General features: G+C 62.6%; 16 protein-coding genes. 8 read left to right on the top strand and 8 right to left on the bottom strand.

The features are described from left to right. The first annotated feature begins 83 nt into the window (after window positions 1-83). The gene (locus MHM84_RS15680; RefSeq protein WP_239267297.1) at window positions 84-470 is read left to right on the top strand and encodes a DUF202 domain-containing protein; all 387 of its coding nucleotides are present in this window, start codon (window positions 84-86) and stop codon (window positions 468-470) included. A gap of 49 nt (window positions 471-519) precedes the next feature. Here MHM84_RS15680 and gnd read toward each other — a convergent pair whose 3' ends face one another. Then, window positions 520-1,497 (bottom strand): phosphogluconate dehydrogenase (NAD(+)-dependent, decarboxylating), encoded by a 978-nt coding sequence (gene gnd / locus MHM84_RS15675; RefSeq protein WP_239267296.1) that lies wholly within the window; start codon window positions 1,495-1,497, stop codon window positions 520-522. Window positions 1,498-1,648: 151 nt separating this feature from the next. Here gnd and ectA point away from each other — a divergent pair, with 151 nt between their 5' ends. After that, window positions 1,649-2,176 carry a diaminobutyrate acetyltransferase gene (gene ectA / locus MHM84_RS15670; RefSeq protein ID WP_239267295.1) on the top strand — a complete coding sequence of 176 codons (528 nt, stop codon included), beginning with the start codon at window positions 1,649-1,651 and terminating at the stop codon, window positions 2,174-2,176. Here ectA and MHM84_RS15665 read toward each other — a convergent pair. The 4 genes from MHM84_RS15665 to MHM84_RS15650 form a co-directional block, all read right to left on the bottom strand. Continuing rightward, on the bottom strand, window positions 2,173-3,606 hold the full coding sequence (locus tag MHM84_RS15665) for an amidase (protein WP_239267294.1): 1,434 nt from the start codon (window positions 3,604-3,606) through the stop codon (window positions 2,173-2,175). The two genes, ectA and MHM84_RS15665, sit on opposite strands and share 4 nt — an antisense overlap. A gap of 147 nt (window positions 3,607-3,753) precedes the next feature. Continuing rightward, entirely contained in the window at window positions 3,754-4,173 is a 420-nt protein-coding gene (locus MHM84_RS15660) for an NUDIX domain-containing protein (RefSeq protein WP_239267293.1), read from the bottom strand. Between the two features lie 74 nt (window positions 4,174-4,247). Continuing rightward, the gene (locus tag MHM84_RS15655) at window positions 4,248-5,504 is read right to left on the bottom strand and encodes a ribonucleotide-diphosphate reductase subunit beta (RefSeq protein WP_239267292.1); all 1,257 of its coding nucleotides are present in this window, start codon (window positions 5,502-5,504) and stop codon (window positions 4,248-4,250) included. A 67-nt stretch (window positions 5,505-5,571) separates the two neighbouring features. Further along, window positions 5,572-8,490, bottom strand: a complete 2,919-nt coding sequence (locus MHM84_RS15650; protein ID WP_239267291.1) for a ribonucleoside-diphosphate reductase subunit alpha — start codon at window positions 8,488-8,490, stop codon at window positions 5,572-5,574. Window positions 8,491-8,945: 455 nt separating this feature from the next. Between MHM84_RS15650 and MHM84_RS15645 the strand changes: the two genes are divergently transcribed. From MHM84_RS15645 to MHM84_RS15635, 3 genes are read left to right on the top strand one after another with little or no spacing between them, the layout of a single operon-like run. Next, window positions 8,946-9,662: a response regulator transcription factor gene (locus MHM84_RS15645; RefSeq protein WP_239267290.1), complete on the top strand. Its 717-nt coding sequence runs from the start codon at window positions 8,946-8,948 to the stop codon at window positions 9,660-9,662. A gap of 5 nt (window positions 9,663-9,667) precedes the next feature. After that, window positions 9,668-11,293, top strand: coding sequence for an ATP-binding protein (locus tag MHM84_RS15640; RefSeq protein WP_239267289.1), 1,626 nt, complete (start codon window positions 9,668-9,670; stop codon window positions 11,291-11,293). 32 nt (window positions 11,294-11,325) lie between these two features. Beyond that, on the top strand, window positions 11,326-11,754 hold the full coding sequence (locus MHM84_RS15635; RefSeq protein WP_239267288.1) for a lipocalin-like domain-containing protein: 429 nt from the start codon (window positions 11,326-11,328) through the stop codon (window positions 11,752-11,754). Here the strand turns inward: MHM84_RS15635 and MHM84_RS15630 are convergent, their stop codons facing one another. After that, window positions 11,755-12,669, bottom strand: a complete 915-nt coding sequence (locus tag MHM84_RS15630; protein WP_239267287.1) for a LysR family transcriptional regulator — start codon at window positions 12,667-12,669, stop codon at window positions 11,755-11,757. A 131-nt stretch (window positions 12,670-12,800) separates the two neighbouring features. On the opposite strand from MHM84_RS15630, the gene metE reads away from it, so the two are divergent. The 3 genes from metE to MHM84_RS15615 all read left to right on the top strand — a co-directional run bounded on the left by metE (window position 12,801) and on the right by MHM84_RS15615 (window position 16,717). Further along, window positions 12,801-15,095, top strand: coding sequence for a 5-methyltetrahydropteroyltriglutamate--homocysteine S-methyltransferase (gene metE / locus MHM84_RS15625; protein ID WP_239267286.1), 2,295 nt, complete (start codon window positions 12,801-12,803; stop codon window positions 15,093-15,095). A gap of 141 nt (window positions 15,096-15,236) precedes the next feature. Beyond that, on the top strand, window positions 15,237-16,004 hold the full coding sequence (locus MHM84_RS15620) for an MliC family protein (protein WP_239267285.1): 768 nt from the start codon (window positions 15,237-15,239) through the stop codon (window positions 16,002-16,004). Between the two features lie 104 nt (window positions 16,005-16,108). Then, window positions 16,109-16,717 (top strand): NAD(P)H-dependent oxidoreductase, encoded by a 609-nt coding sequence (locus MHM84_RS15615; RefSeq protein WP_239267284.1) that lies wholly within the window; start codon window positions 16,109-16,111, stop codon window positions 16,715-16,717. Between the two features lie 52 nt (window positions 16,718-16,769). On the opposite strand, the gene MHM84_RS15610 is transcribed toward MHM84_RS15615, so the two are convergent. Next, window positions 16,770-17,834, bottom strand: coding sequence for a metal-dependent hydrolase (locus MHM84_RS15610; RefSeq protein WP_239267283.1), 1,065 nt, complete (start codon window positions 17,832-17,834; stop codon window positions 16,770-16,772). Beyond that, on the bottom strand, window positions 17,822-18,388 hold the full coding sequence (locus MHM84_RS15605) for a DNA-3-methyladenine glycosylase I (protein ID WP_239267282.1): 567 nt from the start codon (window positions 18,386-18,388) through the stop codon (window positions 17,822-17,824). Before MHM84_RS15605 ends, MHM84_RS15610 begins: the two co-directional genes overlap by 13 nt. Window positions 18,389-18,433 lie beyond the last annotated feature (45 nt).

Below are 18,433 nucleotides of genomic sequence, written 5' to 3'. Positions count from 1 at the left end.
TTGCTTAAATCACGGTTACACTGAGTTCAGCAGGCAGGATGCCTGACGACGGAAAGCGAAGCGATGGAAGGATTGCGAACTTCATGACTCAGGACAAGGAAACCGAAACCGTCAAGGAAGCTTCGAAAACGGTACAACTCGCTTCCGATCAGACCGTGCTGGCCAGCGAGCGTACCTATGCGTCGTGGCTGCGAACCGGTTGCGCCGCGCTGATTGCCGGGCTCGCGGTCATGCGCTTCATGGCCGACGTACTCAACGATTGGGAAACTCGCATCATTACTTTCCTGTTGGTCACGTTCAGCATCTTCTGCTTCGTGATCGCCACCTGGCGGCTGCGGCAGTTGCAAAAGTGGCTGCCACGCTCGGAAATACCCCATCTGCCGTTCCCGATGAGTGCCGGCCTGAGCGTCATGCTTACGCTGGCATCGCTGTTCGCCCTGTTGGCCCTGTGGCAGATGAACGGCCAGTGACGTCGCTTCCGGGCCATGTCTTGTGGCATGGCCCGGAACGTTTGGACTTTTACTTGGGCGGTTCGACGTGGCCGCCAAAGCCGAAGCGCATCGCCGACAACAGACGGTCGGCATAGGTGTTTTCCTGCCGCGAGCGGAAACGCGCGAAAAGTGCGCTGGCGAGCACCGGGGTCGGTACGCCTTGCTCGACGGCTGCGTCGATGGTCCAGCGGCCTTCGCCACTGTCGGCGACTGCTCCGGTGTAGTCGTCCAGGCGGGAGTCGCCGGCCAGCGCCTGGGCGGTCAGGTCCAGCAGCCATGACGAGACGACACTGCCGCGCCGCCACACTTCGGCGATGTCGGCCAGGTTGAGATCGAAGCGTTCGTCTTCCGGCAAATCGGGCGACGACTTGGTCTTCATCAGATCGAAGCCTTCGGCGTAGGCCTGCATCAGCCCGTACTCGATACCGTTGTGAATCATCTTGACGAAGTGCCCGGCACCTACCGGGCCGGCATGGATATAGCCGCGCTCGGCGCGGTCGTCGGGGGCATTGCGACCCTGGGTACGCTCAATGCTGCCGTAGCCCGGTGCCAGTGTCTCGAACAGCGGTTCGAGGCGTGCAAAGGTCTCGTCTTCGGCACCGATCATCATGCAGTAACCGCGCTCCAACCCCCATACGCCGCCGGAGGTACCGACGTCCACATAATGCAGGCCTTGCTGGCGCAGCGTCTTGGCGCGCCGGATGTCGTCTTTATAGAAAGTGTTGCCGCCGTCGATGACGATGTCGTCCGCGTCCATCAGCTCGGCCAGGGCAGCGATGGTGTCCTCGGTCGGGGCGCCGGCGGGCAGCATGACCCACACGGCACGTGGCGCCGCCAGGCTTTCCACCAGCGCTTCGAGACTGGCAGCGTGGGTGGCGCCGTCGTCGGCCAGAGCGACAGCCGTCTCGTGGCTGCGGTCGTAGGCGACGATCTCGTGACCGTCACGCATCAGGCGGCGAGCGATGTTGCCGCCCATGCGACCGAGTCCGATGATACCGAGTTGCATGTATGTACCTTTTACAATCTAGAACAGTGGGATTTGGGATCCAGGCCGGCTGGCGAGTTGCGGCGACACTCTGCGCGAAGCGTCTCGTGAAATCAATGAACGCCTCTGCTATCGTCGCTGGCGAGCCACGACGAACTCAGGGAGGAGTGCAATGGCCTCGCTTCGCCATGCCGGGCATGGGGTGACAATCAGACAGCCGACACTGGAAGATAGCGCATCCTTGCATGATCTGGTGCGTCGCATACCGCCATTGGCCGAGAATTCGGTCTATTGCAACCTGCTGCATTGTACCCACTTCGCCGAGACCTGTGCGGTCGCCGAGACGCAGGGCGAGCTGGTCGCGTTCGTGACCGGATATCTTCATCCGAAGCAGCCCGACACCTACTTTCTCTGGCAGATCGGCGTCCATGAACATGGCCGCGGCCAGAAATTGCCGGTGCGCATGATACAACACATCCTCGCGCGTCCTGTCTGCCATTATGTCGCCACGCTGGAGGCCACGGTCAGCACGACCAACTCGGCGTCCCGGGCCATGTTCGAGTCCCTCGCCAGGGCCGAGGGGGCGCATCTCGACCGTTATCGCGGCTATTATCCACCCGAGGTCTTCGGCGCCGACAATACCCTGGCCGAGGACCTGCTGCGCATTCATCCGCTGTCAACGCCGGCCCTGGCTCGCTAGGCTTGGGGCTGGAGGCCGTCCTCGACCAGTGGCGGCCGTACGTGGGTCAGCGGCAGTACCTGCTGGAACGCCTGCGCGGCACGCAGCACCAACGCATCGTTGTGGCGGGCGCCGATGAGCTGGGCGCCGATTGGCAGTCCGTCCCCGGTGAAGCCGCAGGGCACGCTGATGGCCGGCTGGCCGGCCATGTTCCATGGCCAGGTGAACGGCGCCCAACTGGTCCAACGTGTCTGTGGCCAGCCTTCGGGGACCTCGCGCCCGGCCTCGAAAGGGCGTACCGGGGCAGTGGGGCAGAGAACCAGATCGCAATCCTGATGGAAGAAGCTCATGCGATGCATGAGTTCGACCCGGGCGTTGTCCGCTTCCAGATACTCCAGTGCAGTGAGCCTGGCGTATTGCTCGGCCACCTCACGCATGCCGGGGTCCAGGCTTTCCCGTGCGGCATCGTCGTAGCCCTGGATCATCTGTGCCCCGGTCGTGAAGAACAGCCTTTGGTAGGTCTCGCGAAGCTCGCCGATGTCCGGATCGGCACGCACCACACGCGCACCTAACTGCTCGAGCTTGTCGGCGACGTGCTTTACCGCAGCGGCGATTTCGGGATCGACGTCCACATCCAGCCCCAGGCTGGGGCTGTAGGCGATGCGCAGGCCCCGAACGCCACCGTCCAGCACGTCCCGGTAACGCGGCTGGTTGGCCTGCAGCCGGGGATCGCTGGGGTCGGACTCGGTCATCACATCGAGCAGTAGCGCCGCATCGCGCACGGTACGTGCAATTGGCCCGGGCTGGGAAAGCTTGCCGTAGTGGCTGCCTGGGTGCATCGGGGAGCGGCCATGGGTCGGCTTGAAGCCCACCACGCCGCAGAAGCTGGCGGGAATCCGGGTGGAGCCGCCGGAATCCGCGGCCAGGGCCAGCGGCGCTACTCCCATGGCCACGGCGGCGGCACTGCCGCCGCTGGAGCCGCCCGGCGTCTTGTCCAGGTTCCAGGGGTTGCGTGTGATACCGGTCAACGGCGAGTCGGTGACGGCTTTCCAGCCGAACTCCGGCATGTTGGTCTTGCCGACCGGTACGAAGCCATGACGGCGGCAGGCGGCAACGGTGGGCGCATCGTGGCCGACCGGGCTGTCGTCGGTGAGTCGCGAACCGTCGCGTGTCGCCCAGCCAATCTGGTCGAAGGCATCCTTGACCGCCACCGGGAGCCCGTCGAGCAGGCCCATGGTCTGCCAGGCGCGGTAGCGCTCGTCGGCGGCATGGGCCATTTCCAGCGTCATGTCACGGTCGATCTGCCGAAACGCATTGACCTTGTCGTCCAGTGCCTCGATGCGCTGCAGTGCCGACTCGGCCAGTTCGACCGCCGTGACATCGGAGCGCTGCAGCCGGACGAGGAGCTCGGTAGCGGTGAGGCATTCGTAGGACTCCATCTGCGATTCCATGCACTCTCCTTGGCGTTCATCCGTGGTCATTGCCTGGCCTCGAGGAGGCCGTGATGAAGTATTGATGCAATGCAGGCTAGCATACGCTGGGTGGCGTTCTGCCGAAGGCCGTTTTGCTGAGGCAGGAAAATCCCGTGGACGGTAACGCTAGGTGCAAGATGACGAGGCGATGCGCTGGCCGACCAAGGGCAGCACCACATCCCTGGTCAGCGGCGCCAATCGCAATCGGCCCGCGTCCTCCCGAGAGACCCAGCGGGACTCCTCGATCTCGGCCGCGATGCGGACATTGCCCTCGAGCATGGCCCAGAACAGTTCCGCACACACGACGTGATCGGCTTCGTTTGCCGCAGGCGCTCGATAGGTCCCGATATACTGCACCGAGCGCAACGTCACGCTCAGCTCCTCTCGCAACTCGCGGTGCAAGGCACGCTCCGGTGTCTCGCCTGCATCGATCTTTCCGCCGGGCTGCATGAAATAATCGCTGTCCTGCTTGCGCACCAGCAGCAGTCGGTGCTGGTCGTCAAGGACGATTGCAGCCGAAATGACAATGACGCGCTTCGTATCCATGAGATACCCATCAAGCCAGAAAAGCCCCGCTGAGCGGGGCTTTAGAGTCACCAGAGCGTCGGCTGGCCGGACTATCAGTCCCAGCTCAGCGCGCCACCAACCTGGTATTCGGTGACGCGCGTCTCGAAGAAGTTCTTTTCCTTGCGCAGGTCGATGATCTCGCTCATCCACGGGAAGGGATTCTGTGCGCCGGGGTACTGCTCCTTCAGGCCGATCTGCGCCAGGCGGCGGTTGCAGATGAAGTGCAGGTATTCCTCCATGATCGCGGCGTTCATGCCCAGTACGCCGCGTGGCATGGTGTCGCGTGCGTAGGCGATCTCGAGTTCGGTGCCCTCGATGATCATCTGGGTCACTTCGTCCTGGAATTCCGCCGTCCACAGGTGCGGATTCTCGATCTTGATCTGGTTGATCATGTCGATGCCGAAGTTCAGGTGCATGGACTCGTCGCGCAGGATGTACTGGAACTGCTCGGCGACGCCGGTCATCTTGTTGCGCCGGCCCATGGACAGGATCTGGCTGAAGCCGCAATAGAAGAAGATGCCTTCGGTAACGCAGTAGAACGCCACCAGGTTGCGCAGCAGTTCCTGGTCGGTCTCGGGGGTGCCGGTCTGGAAGTCCGGGCGGGCCAGCGACTGGGTGTGCTTGAGACTCCAGGCGGACTTGGCGGCGACCGAGGGAACTTCGCGGTACATGTTGAAGACTTCGCCCTCGTCCATGCCCAGCGATTCCACGCAGTACTGATAGGCGTGGGTATGGATCGCTTCCTCGAAGGCCTGACGCAGCAGGTACTGGCGACATTCGGGGTTGGTGATCAGGCGGTAGAGTGCCAGCACCAGGTTGTTGGCGACCAGCGAGTCGGCCGTCGAGAAGTAGCCCAGTGAACGCTCGACGATGCGACGCTCGTCCGGGGTCAGGCCGTCCTGGCTTTTCCACAGGGCGATGTCGGCGTTCATGTTCACTTCCTGGGGCATCCAGTGGTTGGCGCTGCCGTCCAGGTACTTCTGCCATGCCCACTCGTACTTGAAGGGCACGAGCTGGTTGAGGTCGGCGCGGGCATTGATCATCTGCTTGTCGTCGACCTCGATACGCGCCGCGCCCATCTCGAGCTCCTCGAGACCGGCGGCAACATCGAGTTCTTCCAGCGACTTGCGGGCCCGCGCCAGGCGGTCGCTGTCGGCGACCTTGTAGGTGCCGGCGCTTTCACGGACTGCCTCGGGCTCAGGTTCAGGCTGAGCGGCCGGCTTGGCGTCGGCCTGTGGGGCCGGCTTCTCCGCGGCCGGGGCGGTCGCGTTCTCGTCTTCGTGGAAATCGTCCCAGTTCAGCATGGGCATCACCTTTATCTGGCTGTGGTCCTGAGCGCTATGCCCGGACCAGAAATTTTTCGTCACACGTATGCGGTTACTGGCAGGCCTCGCAGCCCAGATCATCGATTTCCCCGGCCGAAGGGGCACGTGAGCCGCTGCCGCCTTTGCCGGTCAGGAAGTCGTCGATGCCGCGTGCTTCGCGCGGAGCCTCGGCCTGTGGTGCAGCGTCCGGCTTGGGCACAGGGGGCTGGCTCGGCGCGCTGTCGTTGCTCACGGCGTTGAGCTTGCCGCGGTCGACGGTGGACTTCTCGACCGAAGTCGCGCCCAGGGCGCGCAGGTAGTAGGTGGTCTTCAGGCCGCGGAACCAGGCCATGCGATAGGTGACGTCGAGCTTCTTGCCCGAGACACCGGCGATGTACAGGTTCAGCGACTGGGCCTGGTCGATCCATTTCTGGCGGCGTGCGGCGGCTTCGACCAGCCACTTGGGCTCGACCTCGAAGGCGGTGGCGTAGCGTGCCTTGAGATCCTCCGGGACGCGATCGATGGGCTGCAGGGAACCGTCGTAATACTTGAGGTCGTTGATCATGACCTCGTCCCACAGGCCGCGCTCCTTGAGGTCGTTGACCATGTAGGCGTTGACCACGGTGAACTCGCCGGAGAGGTTCGACTTCACATAGAGGTTCTGGTAGGTCGGCTCGATGGACTGCGACACGCCGCAGATGTTGGAGATCGTCGCGGTGGGCGCGATCGCCATCACGTTGGAGTTGCGCATGCCCTGGCCGGAGACCTTGTCGCGGATGCGGTCCCAGTCGAGGCTGGTGGACGTGTCGACCTCGATGTAGTCGGCGCCACGCTCGGCCTTGAGCTTCTCGATGGAATCGACCGGCAGAATGCCCTGGCTCCACAATGAGCCGTCGTAGCTCTGGTACTTGCCGCGCTCGGCGGCCAAGTCCGAGGAGGCCTCGATGGCATGATAGCTGACCAGCTCCATGGAACGGTCGGCGAAGGTCACGGCGTCCTCGGAGGCGTAGGCGATGCCGTGCTTGTACAGCGCATCCTGGAAGCCCATGATGCCGAGCCCCACCGGCCGGTGCTTGAAGTTGGAGTTCTTGGCCTGCGGCACCGCGTAGTAGTTGATGTCGATGACGTTATCGAGCATGCGCACGGCGGTACGCACGGTCTTCTTCAACTTGTCGGCATCCAGTTCACCGTCGACTACGTGCTGCGCCAGGTTGACCGAGCCCAGGTTGCACACCGCGATCTCGTCGACCGAGGTGTTGAGGGTGATCTCGGTGCACAGATTCGAGCTGTGAACCACACCGGCGTGCTGCTGCGGGCTACGCAGGTTGCACGGATCCTTGAAGGTGATCCATGGGTGGCCGGTCTCGAACAGCATCGACAGCATCTTGCGCCACAGGTCCTTAGCCTTGACGCGCTTGAAGAGCTTGAGCTGACCGGTGTAGGTCATCGCTTCGTACTCTTCGTAGCGCTTCTCGAAGGCCACGCCGTACAGGTCGTGCAGATCCGGACAGGTGGACGGCGAGAACAGCGTCCAGTCCTTGTCGTCGAACACGCGCTTCATGAACAGGTCCGGCACCCAGTTGGCGGTGTTCATGTCGTGGGTACGGCGGCGGTCGTCACCGGTGTTCTTGCGCAGCTCGATGAACTCCTCGACATCCAGGTGCCAGGTCTCGAGGTAGGCGCAGACGGCGCCCTTGCGCTTGCCACCCTGGTTGACGGCCACGGCGGTGTCGTTGACCACCTTGAGGAACGGCACCACGCCCTGGCTCTTGCCGTTGGTGCCCTTGATGTAGGAGCCCAGCGCGCGCACCGGCGTCCAGTCGTTGCCCAGGCCGCCAGCCCACTTGGAGAGCATGGCGTTGTCGCGGATCGCGCTGTAGATGCCGTCGAGCTCGTCGGGCACCGTGGTCAGGTAGCAGCTGGACAGCTGGCTGCGTACGGTACCGGCGTTGAACAGGGTCGGCGTGGAGGCCATGTAGTCGAAGCTGGAGAGCAGCTCGTAGAACTCGATGGCGCGCGCTTCGCGGTCGTCTTCGTTGAGCGCCAGACCCATGGCGACGCGCATGAACATCACCTGCGGCAACTCGTAGCGGACGTCGTCGCGGTGAATGAAGTAGCGGTCATAGAGCGTCTGCAGGCCCAAGTAGGTGAACTGGTTGTCGCGCGTGTGATCGAGGGCGTCGCCCAGGCGCTCGAGGTCGAACTCGGCCAGTGCCGGGTCGAGCTGCTCGAACTCGATGCCCTTGGCGATGTAGGCCTGGAAGGCCGGCTTGTAGAGGCCGGCCATGTCGCCGAAGGTGGCCTCGTCGGCGATACCCAGGAAGGAGAGCGCCTCGCGGCGCAGGTTGTCCTGCAGCAGGCGGGCGGTGACGTAGGTGTAATTGGGATCCTTCTCGACCAGTGTACGCGCAGTCATCATCAGCGCGGTGGCCACGCCGTCCATGGCCACGCCGTCATAGAGGTTCTTCAGCGAGTCGTCGACGATCTTCTGGGGATCGACGTTGCTCAGACCTTCGCAGGCATCGAATACCAGCGTCTCGATACGGCCGAGATCCAGCGGACGAACGGTACCGTCGGCCAGGGTCACGTTGAGCGTAGGGTGCGGCTTGGCGATATCGCCGCCAGCGGCCTGGCGGGCGCGGGCATGCTCCTCACGATAGAGCACGTAGGCGCGGGCGACCTTCTGCTCGCCGGCGCGCATCAGGGCAAGTTCGACCTGATCCTGAATGTCTTCGATATGCAAGGTACCGCCGTCCGGCATGCGGCGCTGAAACGCGTCGGTAATCTGGTCAGTGGCTTGGGCCACGAAGTCGCGAATGCGCGAGGAAGTGCCGGCATTGTCGCCCTCGACCGCGATGAAGGCTTTGGTCATGGCCACGGAAATCTTGCTGGGATCGAACGCGTCTACGTCACCGCCTCGCTTGATGACGCGCAGGCGCTTGGGCGCGGTCACGTTCACAGCCGTCTTGTCGGGAGAAAGAGTGGTTTCCATGGCGCCGAGTGTCCCTCGCTTGCGTTGGATGAATGAGTCGCTGACAGCGACAGTGTCGACTAGCGTTTGTTCGAGCGTTAAACCCGCGTCGTTGGCCCGTTTCAAGGGCGTTGACATACGAGGCGGTAATTGCTAGTTAGCACATCATGTAGTGGTCTGGTATGGATGGGCCACAAGATAGTGTGTCCGGCGGCGCCCAGCAAGTGGACAAGCTGTGAGTAACTTGTGGCTCTTTCAAGGCGGGAAAACGGTAGCTGATGCCGGCCGCATGGCTAGGCCTTTCAGGGCGTCGTCAAGCGAAGAATTTTCGTGGAATGGCACAGAATGGGAAGGATTTCGGGTATCATTCGCGCCCATCCGCTATGGTTGAGAGTGACCATCTCGTAACCCCCTGTAGCGAGGTGTAGCATTGTCAGGAAATCAGTGGCATAGCAATGCCCTTTTTGCCAAATAGGATGGGTAACAGCTTGGACAGTAAAGACAAGGACCACGTACTGATCATCGAGGATGACGAGCGTCTGGCTAATCTGACCCGGGAATATCTCGAGGCCAACGGTTTCCAGGTCACCATCGAGGCAGATGGCGCTCATGGAGTCGAGCGAATCACTGAACTTGTGCCCGACATCGTCATTCTGGACCTGATGCTTCCCGGTGAAGACGGCCTGTCGATCTGCCGTCGTGTCAGGCCGCTGTATGCCGGCCCTATCCTGATGTTGACGGCGCGCACCGACGACATGGATCAGGTGCTGGGACTGGAAATGGGTGCCGACGACTACGTGCCTAAGCCGGTACAGCCGCGTGTATTGCTGGCGCGCATGCGCGCCTTGATGCGTCGCACCGATCCGGCCGAAAGCAATAGCGGCTCGGCCCGGCTGACCTTCGGTGGGCTGGTGATCGATAGCGCTACCCGCGAGGCCTGGCTCGACGAAGAACGCATCGACCTGACCAGCGCCGAGTTCGACCTGCTGTGGCTGCTGGCCGACAACGCCGGGCGTGTGCTGACACGCGAGGAGATTTTCTCGTCGCTACGCGGCATCAAGTATGACGGCCAGGATCGCTCCATCGACGTACGCGTGTCGCGGATCCGTCCCAAGATCGGCGACGACCCCAATCAGCCGCATCGCATCAAGACGGTACGCAGCAAGGGTTATCTTTTCGTTAAGGATGTCTGATCGCAATGCGTCGCACCTTGGCCGACAGCACGTTCTTTCGGGTTTATGCATCCTTGCTGCTGGCGCTGGTGCTGACGTTCGGCCTGGCCATGCTGGGGTATCTGATGGTCGATCAGGTGCGTCGCGAGTATTACCGCGAAAACCTGGCCGATGCGCCCATGGCGCTGTTGACGACACTGGTGTCCGAAGTGTCGTCGGAGCGGCGTGCGTCCTGGCTTATTGACCAGAGCGAGCGTCTCGATATGCGGCTGAGCCTGCATGCCGTCGATGAGCTGGACTTCAATTATTTTCAGCGTGCCCGTCTGGAAGATGGCCGCCCGCTGGTAGAACGGGACAGCCGCGGCGACTGGCATCTGTGGCGCTTGGTGCCGGGCGAGCCGCTGTTGCTCGAGGCGACGCTGACGCACCTGTCCGAGAAGCAGCTGCGCGGTCTGGTCGGCAGCTTGCGCGTCTGGCTGGAAGGCAAATTCTCGCCCGAACTACCATTACAGACACTGATCGATCGCCAGGCCTTGCCGGTCGAGCTGTCGAGCTCGCCACCCGAAGCACTCGACGACAATCAACTCGAGCGCCTCAGTGACGGTGCCGTGGTGCTGCACCTGCTGGCCGAAGAGGGCACGGTATCGGCGTTTGCGCGGCTCAAGCCGATGTTCGGCGACGGCGTCTCGCGCTGGATTCGCGTTGGCCCTCTGCATGCCTTCGATCCCATGCCGCTGTTGCTCACCCTGGGGCTGTTGCTGGTAGCGCTGATCGTACTGGCAGCAGCTATCTATCTGGTCGTGCGGGGGCTCGAAGCCCGCATGGCCCGTCTCGAGAAGGCAGCGACACGCATTGCCGGGGGCTACCTGGATACCCGCGTAAAGGTCGAAAGCAGTGATTTCATGGGACGGTTGGGCATGGCCTTCAATGGTATGGCAGCTCAAGTCCAGTCATTGCTGCGCGCCCAGCAGGAGATGATCCGTGCGGTATCCCACGAGCTGCGTACGCCGGTGGCACGCATCCGTTTCGCGGTGCAGATGGTCGACGACATGACGGATCAGGAGCCGGTACGGCGCCAGTTGAAGGGAATCGACAGCGATATCGAAGAGCTCGATCAATTGATCGACGAAATCCTGACTTATGCCCGGCTGGGCAGCGACAACGCCAGCGGCGTTACGCTGGAAACCGACAGCGTGGACTGCAGGGCCATGGCGGCACGGGTCGTGGATACTCTGGCACCCTTGCATCCACAGATTTCGCTGGCTGTCGAGCCTGGCGACGACATCGAGGTGATCGCCGAGCCCCGCTACCTGCAGCGCGCCTTGCAAAATCTGGTGGCCAACGCCTGTCGGCATGCCGAGTCGCAGGTGGTGATTCGCTTGAGTCAGGACGCCCGTGCCGTACGCCTGGACGTGGAGGATGACGGTCCTGGCGTGCCCGAGGGCGACCGCATGGAGGTTTTCAAGCCCTTCGCCAGACTCGACAATAGCCGAACCCGGCGCTCCGGGGGGTACGGGCTGGGCCTGTCGATCGTGCAAAAGATCATGCTCTGGCACGGTGGCAGTGTGGTGATAGAAGACAGCGAGAGGCTGGGAGGCGCCTGCTTCAGTCTGTTGTTGCCGGGGGCTGTCGCCTCGGCCAAGGTCAGTTAGGGCATATTCAACCCGGCAACGAGGAAAGCCTCATGACGACGACACCCGAAGCGCTCAGTGGCCTGTGGCGGCTGGCACGCTTCGTCTATCGCTGGCCCGATGGCGAGGAGATTGCACCGCTCGGCAACGCCGCCGGCCAGCTAATCTATCTGCTCGACCGGGAGCGCCCCGGGCGCATGTCGGTTCAGGTCATGGCGACTGAACGTCCAGCGCTCGATCCGCATAGCGATGCCAGCCAGGCGCTGCATTTTCGCAGTGGCTTCGCCTACGCTGGCAACTGGTCGCTGGAAGCGGGCCGAGTGCACCACGACGTGGACATTGCCAGCCTGGCGTTCTGGGAGGGCACCCGCCTGAGCCGTGATGTCGTTCTCGAAAGCGACCGTCTGGTGCTATCCACCGACGAGCCGAGCCCGCAGATTCCGCAGGGCGGCTACGTCACTTTGCTGGAATGGGTCCGCTGATCAAGCGGGCTTGATACCCTCGAGTACCGCGAACGAGGTCTCGCGCGCGGTGCGCAGAAAGTCTTCCATCCACGGTAGGTCGCGCTGTTCTTCGCGGATTGCGGCGAACAGCGTACTCCATATGCCGCTTTCCCCCAATGGCAGGGCGCGAACATAGTCGCGTTCCAGATACTCGGTCAACGCCCAGTTGGGTAGGGCGCATACGCCGCGACCGCTGGCTACCAACTGCATCATCATGATCGTGAGTTCGGCGGTGCGGACCTCTCGCGGTACGGCACCGGCCGGATCGAGGAACTGGGTGAAAACGTCCAGACGCTCGTGTTCTACCGGGTAGGTGATCAGCGTCTCCTCTGCCAGATCGCCGGGCGTGACGAACGTCTTGCCGGCCAAACGATGCTGCTTGGCCACGGCCAATAACCCCTCGTAACGGAACAATGGCTCATAGTGCACGCCAGCCAGTGGCTGAGGATCGGCGGTGATCACCAGATCGAGCTGCTCGCGGGCCAGCGCCGGCAACGGATCGAAGTTGTGCCCACTGGGAATGTCGACTTCGACTTCCTGCCAATGGTCGCGAAAGCGATCGATGGTCGGCATCAGCCACTGGAAACAGCTATGGCACTCGATCGCCATGTGCAGGCGGCCCTGTTCGTCACCGGCCAATCTGGCCAGGTCGCGTTCGGCCATACGTACCTGGGGCAGGATCTGCTCGGCCAGTGCCAGTAGCCGCTCTCCGGCCCGGGTGAACTCGACCGGCCGTGTCTTGCGCAGGAACAGCGGGCTGCCGAGACGCTCTTCCAGGTCCTTGATCTGGTGCGACAGGGCCGACTGTGTCAGGTGAACCCGCTCGGCCGCCTCGACCAGCGAGCCGGCATCGCGCAAGGCGATCAGCGTACGTAGATGACGAAGCTCGAGCATGTATGAGTACCATTCACTTTAATGATTAATTAATTTAGTTTGATTCAATTAACGATGCCAGTGAGACTGCCTAGCCATCGCAAGGCGACACGATCGTCAATTCTATCCGTTAGAGACGCCAAGGAATAACGATGACACTGGCACATACACTGGGTTATCCGCGCATTGGCGCGAAACGTGAACTCAAGCGCGCCGTAGAGGCCTACTGGAAAGGCGAGCTGACACAGGATGCTCTGGAAGTCACCGCTGCCGAACTGCGCGCCCGCCACTGGCAGGACCAGCGCGATGCCGGTCTCGATCTGGTGACCGTCGGCGACTTCGCCTTCTACGATCAGGTGCTCAATACCTCCGTGCTGGTTGGTGCCGTGCCGCCGCGCTTCGGCCAGACCGACGGCGAGGTCGATCTCGATACGACGTTCCGTATGGCGCGCGGACGTGCTCCTACCGGTACGCCCGCGGCGGCCTGCGAAATGACCAAGTATTTCGACACCAACTACCACTATCTGGTCCCCGAACTGCATCGTGGCCAGCGCTTTCGGATTGCCAGTTCGCGCCTGTTCGATGAGGTCGCCGAAGCTCGTGCTGCAGGGCATCCGGTCAAGGTCGCTTTGCTTGGTCCGCTGTCGTGGCTGTGGCTGGGCAAGGCCAAGGGAGATGACGGCAAAGCGCTCGAGCGTCTCGACCTGCTCGATGCACTGCTGCCGGTGTACGGCGAAATCCTGACACGCCTGGCCGGCCAAGGGGTGGAATGGGTGCAGCTCGATGAGCCGGCGCTGGTCCAGGATCTGCCCGTCGAATGGCGTCAGGCCTATGAATCGGCCTATAACGCGTTGCAGTCGGCGCCGGTAAAATTGCTGCTGGCCACCTATTTCGGTGACCTTGGCGACAACCTGGCGTTGGCTACCGGCCTGCCGGTCGAGGCATTGCATATCGATACGGTGCGCGCCCCTGCACAGCTCGAGCGGGTACTCGATCGCCTGTCGACCTATAAGATCCTTTCGGTGGGGGCCATCGACGGACGCAACGTATGGCGCGCCGACCTGGCTGCGCTGCGCGAGACATTGGCCACTGCGCGCATGCGCCTCGGCGATCGCCTGTGGCTAGCGCCGAGCTGTTCTCTATTGCATGTGCCGGTGGATCTGGCCGGCGAGACTGCCCTGGACGAGGAGCTCAAGGGCTGGCTGGCCTTCGCCCGCCAGAAGCTCGATGAAGTTGCCACGCTGGCACGCTTGCTGGATGGCCGCGCCACAATGAAAGATGCCGAGCGCCTGGCCGATGCCACGGCCGCGCTCGATGCGCGTCGGCGCTCGTCGCGTATCCACAAGCCGGACGTCGGCGCGCGCATCGCTGGCGTGACGGCGCGTGACAGCCAGCGAACGAGCGAGTATCCGGCACGTGCCCGTGCACAACGAGACCGCTTCGACCTGCCGCTGTTCCCGACCACCACCATCGGCTCCTTCCCCCAGACCGGCGAGATTCGTGCCGCACGGCGCGCCTTCAAGCAGGGCGAGCTGGATCGCGAGGCCTACGAGGCACGCATGCGCGAGGAAATCGCTTTCGCCGTCGAGCGTCAGGAAGCTCTGGGTCTGGACGTGCCCGTGCATGGCGAGCCGGAGCGTAACGACATGGTCGAGTACTTTGGCGAGCAGCTCGAAGGTTTCGCTTTTACCGCCAACGGCTGGGTGCAGAGTTACGGTTCACGTTGCGTCAAGCCGCCGGTGATCTTCGGCGATGTCAGCCGCTCTCAGGCGATGACGGTTGGCTGGAGCGAGTATGCCCAATCGCTTACCGACAAGCCGATGAAAGGCATGCTCACCGGGCCGGTGACCATTCTGCAATGGTCGTTCGTGCGCGATGACCAGTCGCGTGAGGCTACCTGCCGGCAGATCGCTCTGGCATTGCGCGATGAAGTCGCCGATCTCGAGGCGGCGGGCATTGGCATCATTCAGATCGACGAGCCGGCGCTGCGAGAGGGGCTGCCGTTGCGCCAGGCCGAATGGCAGCGCTATCTGGACTGGGCTGTGGACTGCTTCCGGCTCACTGCAGCGGTGGTGCGTGACGAGACGCAGATTCATACCCACATGTGCTATTCGGAGTTCAACGACATCATTGCGGCCATCGCGGCTCTGGATGCCGACGTGATCACCATCGAGACGTCGCGCTCGGACATGGAACTGCTCGATGCCTTTCAAGACTTTGCCTACCCCAACGAGATCGGGCCAGGCGTCTACGACATCCACTCGCCCAACATTCCCGACGTGGATTGGATGGTGGCGCTAATGGAAAAGGCGGCCGAGAAGATTCCCGCCGAACGGCTATGGGTCAACCCGGACTGTGGCCTCAAGACCCGCGGCTGGGCCGAAGTCGAACCGGCCCTGAAGCACATGGTCGAGGCGGCACGCGAGCTGCGTCGCCGGCATGCTTGAGCCGGGCATCGCATATACCGTAGCCAATCAGGCCAAACGGTTGAATTAGCGCGATAAACGTCGTTAGCGGGCGGGAGCGAGGGGAGTGAGCGCTTGATATGCTGAACGCTTGGGGATTGTCAACGTCATACAGGAGTCACTATGCGTCTCATCCCGCTGTACGCTGCCATGCTGATGGTTGCCGGCTGTGCCTCTCAGGCGCCGGCGCCGTCCGCGCCGCCCGACATCCAAGACCTCAACCATGCCTCGACGGAACAGGCCCCGGTGGAACAGGCCGACACGGCCGAAGCCAAGCCGACCTCGCCGTTGCTGCCATCGGCCTTCTTCGCCGATGGAGCGCCGGCGTTCGTGGCTTGGCGCTGCACGCCGGCACAGGATCTGATCGCCGCGTCTCCCGAGGGCGAGCTACGGCTGTGGTCGAGGCAGGGATTCTATCGGCTCGATCCGGCAGTGGTCGCTTCCGGGGCGCGATACGTAAAGGGCGACCTGTCGTTCTGGAACAAGGGCAGCGAAGCCGTTGTCGAGAGCGCCAACGGCCGGCTCGAATGCGAACAGGACGTGAGCCGTGAAACGACCACTCGGGAAACCCGCCCCAATGCGATCTTCTTCGCCAAGGGTAACGAGCCGGGATGGATGATGATCCTCGATCGTCAGACATCGCACCTGAGACTGATTGCCGACTACGGTCAGCAGACATTGACGTTGCCTTACAAGATAGAGCGGCTGGCCAATGGCCAGGAGGCTACCGTGCAGCTCCGCAGCACGCGGGACGATCAGCCTCTTCAGGCCCGTCTGCAGGCCAAGGCGTGTTTCGACTCGATGAGCGGCATGCCCTATCCGGTGCAGGTCACATTGCAGTGGCAGGAGCGAACGCTACGCGGCTGCGGCCAAGGAATCGAGGGGTTATAACCGTTCGTATTTATCGAATTTACGAAGCGGTTTTTTGCGATTTTCATTTGAAAAAGGCCATTTAAAATGGATGTCATCTCAAGGACTCAACGGAGGGCCACGTGATGACATCCAAGCTTCTACTGATCAATAGCTCCATCCTCGGCGACAGTGGGCAGTCGCGTGCCCTGGCCGAGCATTTCAAGGCGCAAGTTGCGACACGCGACGGCCTGACATTGACCGAGCGCGACGTGGGCGCCGAACCATTACCGCACCTGGACGGTCTCGAAGTCGGTAGCTGGATGGTGGCGGAAGACGAGCGTGATGCCACCCAGCGTGAGCTGGCGGCGCGCTCCGAAGCCCTGGTCGATGAGCTACTGGCTCATGACGTGCTGGTCCTGGCCGTGCCGCTCTATAATCTGGGCATTCCTTCGCAGCTCAAGTCCTGGTTCGATCGTGTACTCAGGGCCGGTAAGACCTTCCGTTATACCGAAAACGGTCCCCAGGGGCTGGTGGCAGGTAAGCGGGCCATCATCCTGGCGGCACGTGGCGGCCAGTATGCGGGGACCGAACTCGACTCCCAGACACCGCATTTGCGTCACATGCTGGGGCTGATGGGTATCACCGAGGTCGATTTCGTTTATGCCGAAGGCCTGAATATGGGCGAAGGACGTCGTGGCGCGGCGCTGCGCGAAGCGCAACAGGCAATCGATGCGCTGGTCGAAACGCTCTGACGTTCAGGTCCAGAGAGAACAAGCCTGGCCATTGAGGCCGGGCTTTGTCGTGTCAGGATGAAGGGCAGGTACCCGGTCCCGCCATCTTCTCCGCTTGCAGGAACGCCGATGGGCATAGGCTCATGTCAGGCGTAATGGCGCGATTCAATAGCCTCATCAAGGCAGCGGTGTCGGCAGGCCGGCCGGGAATTTCACGTGTCGTGACCGGTTGCCATTCGCCCTCGTCGCGTCTGGCCAGGCGGAAGTTGAACGGGTGGAAGCCCGGAAAGCCCAGCCGCAGGTCGGTGGCGATCAGCCAAGCGTTGCCATCGTCGTGCTGAATCCGATAGCGCAGGAAGGGCCCGGCGAACCATTGCAGGCGCTGTCCACTGGGCAGCGCCTGAGCGGCATCGGCATGACGGCCGCCGCGTGGAAAGCGTTCCAGCGTCGGAGGTGCCGAATCGAGAAGACCGCTCAGCGCTTCGTAGTAGTGATCGCCCTCGACGACCGTGATTCGCCATAGCAGCGTATTGAAGGGCGTGGGCTGGACCAGACGGGGGGCGTCCTGCAGGCCCTGCGCAGCAAGTACCGGCGCCATGCGCTGATCGATCGTCAATTTGGCGCCAAGCGAGAAAGCGAGATACAGCGTGGATAGCGCCAGTCCCCAATTCAGGGCACGTGGACGGTAACCGCGTGCCAGCACATAGAGAACGCTGACCAGCAGCGGCAGGGTATACAGCGGATCGATGATGAAGATGCTGGCCCAGCTTACCGGCGGCGTGGCCAGCGGCCACCACAGTTGCGTGCCGTAGGTCGTGAACGCGTCGAGCAGCGGGTGGGTGAGCAAGCAGGTGGCGTAGAACGTTACCCAGCGGCGCAATGGGATATCCCAGGCAGGGGCCAGCCGGGCGGTCAGCGTGGCAAGCAGGATCGCCAGCGCAGTGAGTACGATCAACGAATGACTGAAGCCCCGGTGATAGGTGTAGTCCGCTACGGCGTCGCCGTAATCGATGACCACGTCGAGGTCGGGCAGGGTGCCCAGGGCGGCGCCGGCGAGGACGGCCCTGCGCCCTAGCCGGCGGCCGAGTACGGCACCGCCGATGGCGGCGCCCAGGCAGGCTTGGGTCAGGGAATCCATTGCTGCGCTTCCTCAGAACCGGCGTTGGTCCAGGCGGGGCGACAGGCGACGATTCGGGCATGCACTGGACAATCCTCGCGGTGCGCTCCCGGCAGGTAGCCGGTACTCATCAGGAACTCATTGACGATTTCCGGCCCTGTGAAGCGAAAGGTACGTTTGAATAGACGAACCCAGTCATTCAGCGGCAATGGGTGATGATGCTCCAGCCACGCCTTGAAGCTGCCATGCTCGGCCTGTAGCACGCGAATCACACCGGCATTGTGGATGGCGGCATCTACCTTGAGGCGGTTGCGGATGATTCCTGCATCGGTCAGCAGGCGCTCGCGCTCGGTGTCGCCATAGTCGGCCACTCGCGCAATGGAGAAGTCATCGAACGCTTGGCGAAACGCTGCACGCTTGTTGAGTACCGTCAGCCACGACAAACCGGCCTGGTTGATTTCGAGCACCAAGCGCTCGAATAGGCTGTCGTCGTCTGTTACCGGAAACCCGTACTCTTCGTCATGATAGGGTTGGTGAACCGGATGCATGGGCGCCAGGTCGCAGTAATCGGCCATGTGTTTTCTCTAAGGGCTGCCGGGCTGATGGGGATCAAGACCGGC

Source organism: Halomonas sp. McH1-25 (genome assembly GCF_022348165.1).
Lineage (GTDB): Bacteria > Pseudomonadota > Gammaproteobacteria > Pseudomonadales > Halomonadaceae > Modicisalibacter.
The sequence above is the reverse complement of the archived record's forward strand: the minus strand, read 5'-3'. Positions and strand labels throughout refer to the sequence as shown.